At 31.2% G+C, this 5,684-nt stretch carries 5 protein-coding genes; all 5 read right to left on the reverse strand.

The genetic code is table 11. The annotated features are described in order from the left end of the window. Window positions 1-332: 332 nt before the first annotated feature. Window positions 333-1,778, reverse strand: a complete 1,446-nt coding sequence (locus QXF46_09025; protein MEM0227001.1) for a type II secretion system F family protein — start codon at window positions 1,776-1,778, stop codon at window positions 333-335. After that, window positions 1,738-3,279 carry a type II/IV secretion system ATPase subunit gene (locus tag QXF46_09030; GenBank protein ID MEM0227002.1) on the reverse strand — a complete coding sequence of 514 codons (1,542 nt, stop codon included), beginning with the start codon at window positions 3,277-3,279 and terminating at the stop codon, window positions 1,738-1,740. The genes QXF46_09025 and QXF46_09030 overlap by 41 nt, the downstream gene beginning before the upstream one ends. A 3-nt stretch (window positions 3,280-3,282) precedes the next feature. Next, complete coding sequence (locus tag QXF46_09035) at window positions 3,283-3,969, reverse strand: ATPase domain-containing protein (protein ID MEM0227003.1); 687 nt, start codon at window positions 3,967-3,969, stop codon at window positions 3,283-3,285. Next, window positions 3,966-4,436 carry a hypothetical protein gene (locus QXF46_09040; protein ID MEM0227004.1) on the reverse strand — a complete coding sequence of 157 codons (471 nt, stop codon included), beginning with the start codon at window positions 4,434-4,436 and terminating at the stop codon, window positions 3,966-3,968. The genes QXF46_09035 and QXF46_09040 overlap by 4 nt, the downstream gene beginning before the upstream one ends. 473 nt (window positions 4,437-4,909) lie before the next feature. Then, a complete protein-coding gene (locus tag QXF46_09045) occupies window positions 4,910-5,647 on the reverse strand; it encodes a hypothetical protein (protein MEM0227005.1) in 738 nt (245 codons plus the stop codon). Between the last annotated feature and the right edge of the window lie 37 nt (window positions 5,648-5,684).

The following is a 5,684-nucleotide window of genomic DNA, read 5'->3' on the forward strand; positions in this document are numbered from 1 at the left end:
TATTAAAATATACTTCTTGCCTATTAAAAGTTATTGTAATCTTTAAAAATTCAAAAGAAAGCATAATAATAACAAAATGAGTAATAATTGATGTTTTTCAGGTATCTACCTGAAGTAATAAAACCTTAATCAGTGTTGTGAAAGTTCATGCAAATCCATAGAAAAGATCTGGGAGATAAATCATTTAGAACCTTTAAATCTTGCTACTAAAAATATGTGGCTCTTATATCTAACTCCAATTGGTATTACTATGACTAAAAATTCCTATTTAATCTTTCTTTCCTAATATTAGTAAAATTTAGGCAAGTTATATAATGGTTAATACCGATTCTTTAAGGTATTTGTAATATTCCAGTAGGGGATGATAATGTATTAAATATATTGCCGGTTAGGATTAGCACTATATGGTATGTTATGGAGCTTATAACTAATAATACACCTATAAAGTATAGGCTAACATATAGAGACTTGCCATATGCCAAAGTTATTGCAATTCCATTAGCAAAACTTAAAACCATAATAATAATTAGAAATATTCTAGAGATAAAGCCCAAATCTATTTGAGAAAAACTAAACACTGTTGATACGTTTTGAGTAGCAAATATGTTATCTAACATGCCGACTATGGATATTAAAGCCGCTGATACTCCAGCTGAAGCGGTTTGGAGAGCGTATATAGAAGTCTCAAATGCCCTTCCATTCTGTTCTTTTCTAGCCCTTATATTTAGAATTGAATCTCCTATCTTGCTAAGAATTTCTCCTACTACTAAAATATTTCCGCCCATACTTATGGTTTCATAAAGCGCCTTACTTAGCATTGTTACTAGCACACTCTTACTTTCTTCTCCCATTATTCTGAACACCTTTTCCTTATTTACACCTAAGGTTAATCTATTTACAGCACTCTTAACTAGAGGTCTCGCATCTCCTAAATCCCCTCTTAATACAGATAATAAGGACTCCTTTAAATTACTTATTATAGCATAATTTCTTGAAAAATATTTAACAAATAATAAGAAATATCTCTCTGTATTATTTATTTTATTCTCGGATATTCTATATATTAGCCCAACAAGTATTAAAGCAATGCCTAAAACTATTAACGTGATATAATTAGTAAATAATACTGCAAATATAATTGTTAGCATTATTAACATGGTTAAAATTAACTTATCCCTAATATTATATCTTATATAATTCTCTGGCCTATATAACAAATACATAACTAACGTTAGATTGCCAAGTAAGAAAAAAGCTAGTAGGGATAATTGTATTATTAACTCAGATCCACCATTATATACTAGTGAAAGAATAGTTATATCAGCTATTAAAAAAGTGAGAGAACTATTTAAGGTAGCATAGACTGTTAAGAAGTTATTCATTGATTCTATCAGTCTTGCTGAGGCTGCATTATATTCTGAAAGCGAAAAATCTATTTCCCTAGTCAAAAACTCCATCATATTATCACCAAAAGTTACTGCTTGTGATAATCTTATTAAAAACTCTTTTAAATATTTTATATTTAAATTTTTTACAGTATAAGATATAGCTGAAGAAAATTTATATCTATAGTTTGAAATTAAATTCTTGATCTTCTTGATAAATTTAGTATATGGTTCAAAAGAATCTTCTTTAGCTAGATGTAGTATTACAACTTCTGGTGGAATCCCAGAAGAGAATAAGGCAAGCATAAAGGCAAGCATAAAAATGTATTTAGAATCTACTTCACTCCGTTTATTAATTAGTCCTAACATATCTAACAGCCTCTTCCAATCCAATTTGTCTAGCCATCAAAATATTTGCCCATACATCAAAGTAGTTAAATACTTTCTTATCAGCTAAGCTCTTAAGGAATTCTGCTCTTAAATTTAATTCATCATATAATAATCCTATATTTCTTCTACTTATTCCTCTTCTTACTGCAACCTTATTTTCGATCAAATAGGAAGCACCTCTTCCTGCAAAAATTATCTTATCCTCTACTGGATCATATGTAAATGAAGGTATATAGACTACGTCATTTGTAACCGGATCTATATCAATTATCTCATCAACCTCCACTACTCTTCTTATTAGGTTCCCTTTTTTGTCATATAAAGCCGTTTGAAACAATGCAATATTTAAATTATTAATATAACTCTTTGGGACTTCTATAGGATATCCAGTAAGCCTTTGAACCAGAGTTCTTATATTTGCTGCATGAAATGTAGCCATTACAGAGTGACCAGTTTGCATAGCTTGGAATGCCACATTACCTTCCTTATCTCTTATCTCTCCAACAAGTATATAGTTTGGTCTTTGTCTTAAGGCTGCCTTAAGTAAATCAAATAACTTTATAGTCCCTTCTCCACCCGTCTCTCTAGTTACTTCAGCCACCCAATTAGAGTGAGGGACTGTTAATTCTGGGGTATCTTCTATAGTAACTATCTTTAAATTAGGTGGTATAAATGCAGTAATTGCATTAAGGGTAGTAGTCTTTCCGGAAGCAGTTTCGCCACATACAAATAAATTCATCCCCTCATCTAGCATCATCCAAATATATGCAGCTAAAAGAGGAGATATAGTGTTAAAAGATATCAATTGCGTTATACTAATAGGAACTTTAGTAAACTTTCTTATTGTTAAGTTAGAGCCCCTTCTACTTATATCAATACCATATACAAAATTAACTCTTGAACCATCTGGTAAACTAGCATCTACTATCGGTCTATTATGTGATACTGGTCTATACGTTTTTTCACTTAAAGAAATTATTAGATCGTCTAATTCTTCTTCTCTCTCTATTGAAATTGAAGTTCTCATGGGGCCAAAAATCTTATGCACTATGTAAACGTGACCTAAGCCCGGTACAGAAATATCCTCGATATAGGGATCTCTAATTAATGGCTCTAAAATACTAGAATAAAGCTTATCCCTAATAAAATGATAGATTGCATATTCTTTTTTGACTGTTAATTTAACCTTTGAAAGGATTTTATCTAACATTTTTTTCATAAATTTCTCCTTCTCTTCAATACTCAATGGAGGTTCTATGTTTCCAATAACTCTGGCGAATTTCTCCTCAATTTCGTCCATCTCCTTAGACGTAGGTCTTGGAGGTTCGATCACTATGTATTGAGCGTAACCATCTTTAGTCTTTGAGCTCTGAACATGAACATAAATATAATCGTCTACCTTATAGATCGCATTATAATCTTTACTACCTTTCAGAATATTTGGATTGTCTATCATGTTAGGTTTTTCTGATAATTTAGCAATATAATCTTCAAGAAATCCCATTTTTCAAGCCCTCGATAAAGATAATGGAACCACTTTAATCCCTAATGCCGGATCTACATCAAATGAGATCGCATCAGATCCTTGTATTCCACCTATAGTCTTAATTCTTTCTAAAACCTTTACCCTCCGTCCACCTATAGTAGCTGACGAAAGCTTAAAATAAACATCAACCATACTTATAATTCTACTCTTTACATCATCACTAAATACGTCAGGATGAACTGTGAAAAGTATTAATTTACCTAAGTCTACCAATACCCTCATTTCTTTCATGAACTGTAAAATCTGCTTTTCATCTGCAAATGTAGCAATTATTGAAAGACTATCAATAACTAGAAAGTCCATATTCCTCCTCTTTACGAAATTTACAATAAGTTCAAGAATCTTATTTGCAAGTGAGGAATTCCAGTTAAACTTAGTAGTGTTTAATGGGGCAATACCAAATGTACCTCTTATAAAATAAGGTATTAGATTTATTTTAACATCTCTCATCTTCTTCAAATAGTCCTTACTAGTTTGCTCCGTAGTAATAACATAACCCTTCTTATTAGATATCAAAAATCCAAACATTATTTGTGCAGATAATACACTTTTACCAGTCCCATGATCACCTTCTAATATTATTAAGGCAGGAAATGGTATCCCAGTTAACCTCCTATCTAACTCTTCATTACCAGTCTTTATTATCATAACGCACCACTCCATACTGCTTTTGGTCCATAATTACTTGCAATAACAATAGTAGCCTGAGTATTAGGATATGGTGGATACGGTAAATTAATAATAAAAGTTCCAACAGTATTTGGATTAATTACTATTGATTGTGAAATCCATGTATATGGACCTAAAGTATTACTATAATTATACCGTGATAACAAAAGTGTAGGTACATTACTAATATTTGCATAATATTTTACTATCACATCAAAATATTTAAATGCGTATAATGTTGTAGAACCATTGTTACTTATTGTAACATAAAGTAGATTTCCAGAAAGGTATATATCCTTAACATATATAACAGTATTTAGTTGATTCAATTCAATCTTTTGCTTTAACTCCTCTGCGCTAGTTAAAACTTGTTGACCTCTTATATACGTTCCTAGGCTAATCATAGCTAAGGAAATTGAAATGAAAATTAGTAACGTGTATGCCATTACTTGAGCTACAGCTATGTTAACTCACCCCAAAAACATAGCTAGTTGAATACCCATTAGAAGTAACAAATTGAATCATATAATATTGTGAGGTGGATAGAGGAGTTGAGAGATATATGGTAATTTCAGCTACTGATCCAGGGTACAGTACATTAGTACTGACTACCCAATATGGTGGAGTCCCAGTATCATAACCTATTTGTTGCAAATTACCTTGAGGACCGAAGTAAAGTATACTGTTTTTCAGATTAAAAATAGTAGTCTCTCCTATGTTATGTAAGTATATAACCACAGTAGTAGGACTAGTATTTGTAGCATAGTCTATTTGAAGATTTGTAAGTAATTTTTGTGATTGAAAAGTAGCATATGAGGCCATGCTAGTAGAAATGGAGGATACTACGGAAAAAACTATACCAACCAATATTCCTATCAAAGTGATTGTAGCTATTAACATTATAGACTCACTAATCACTTCACTGGTCATTTTTACCAGCCTCCAATACTAGTAAATACTTTTTCATTTCAGCTGTAGCAGAAGAGTAACTTTCTGCTACGTTCATTGCAATGGAAGCCAAATCTTTCGCCCTTATCTTACCATTATTTGTCCTTATGTATGATTGTATCTTAATTATAATGTACATATCATCAGCAGAAATATAACCTAGATTATATAACGAAGTTATTTTAGCATCATCATACTCCAAAACTTCTAACAACACACAATTACGTATAAAACTAGAAAGATTAACATTAGTTGAACCTACTATTTCGGCAACAGCCTTTAAATCTTTACCACCTTCACTTTTTTGCTCTGACGAAACTACATTAAAAGGAGAAGCCAAATCTGCTTGAGTAGATTTTAGAGATAGTACTGCATCTTCTATAGACGAGTTTAGATTTTGTATCATTTGCTTAAATTCTTCCATAGAATTACTGATAGTATTAACCAGTTCACTCTGATACTTATCCATCCTATTAATTAAATTTTTAAGAGTATCTTCTAATTGTTGGTCTCTCTGAACTTGTTGAACCTGTTGTACAGGTTGTTGTGATTGAGTAGGTTGTTGCATGGATTTAGTCCTAGACAATCTTGGCAATAATAACTTAAAAAATAATATAAAGAAGACAGTCAATGGGATGCTTATACTAACTAGTATTGTTAATAATGGCGATTGCATAAATTGATCTAATATACTAATAAGATCTATCATTTAATATTCCCCTTTTTATTTTGTTATATAAAAAAAA

This window comes from Thermofilaceae archaeon, from assembly GCA_038731975.1.
Classification (GTDB): domain Archaea; phylum Thermoproteota; class Thermoprotei; order Thermofilales; family Thermofilaceae; genus JANXEW01.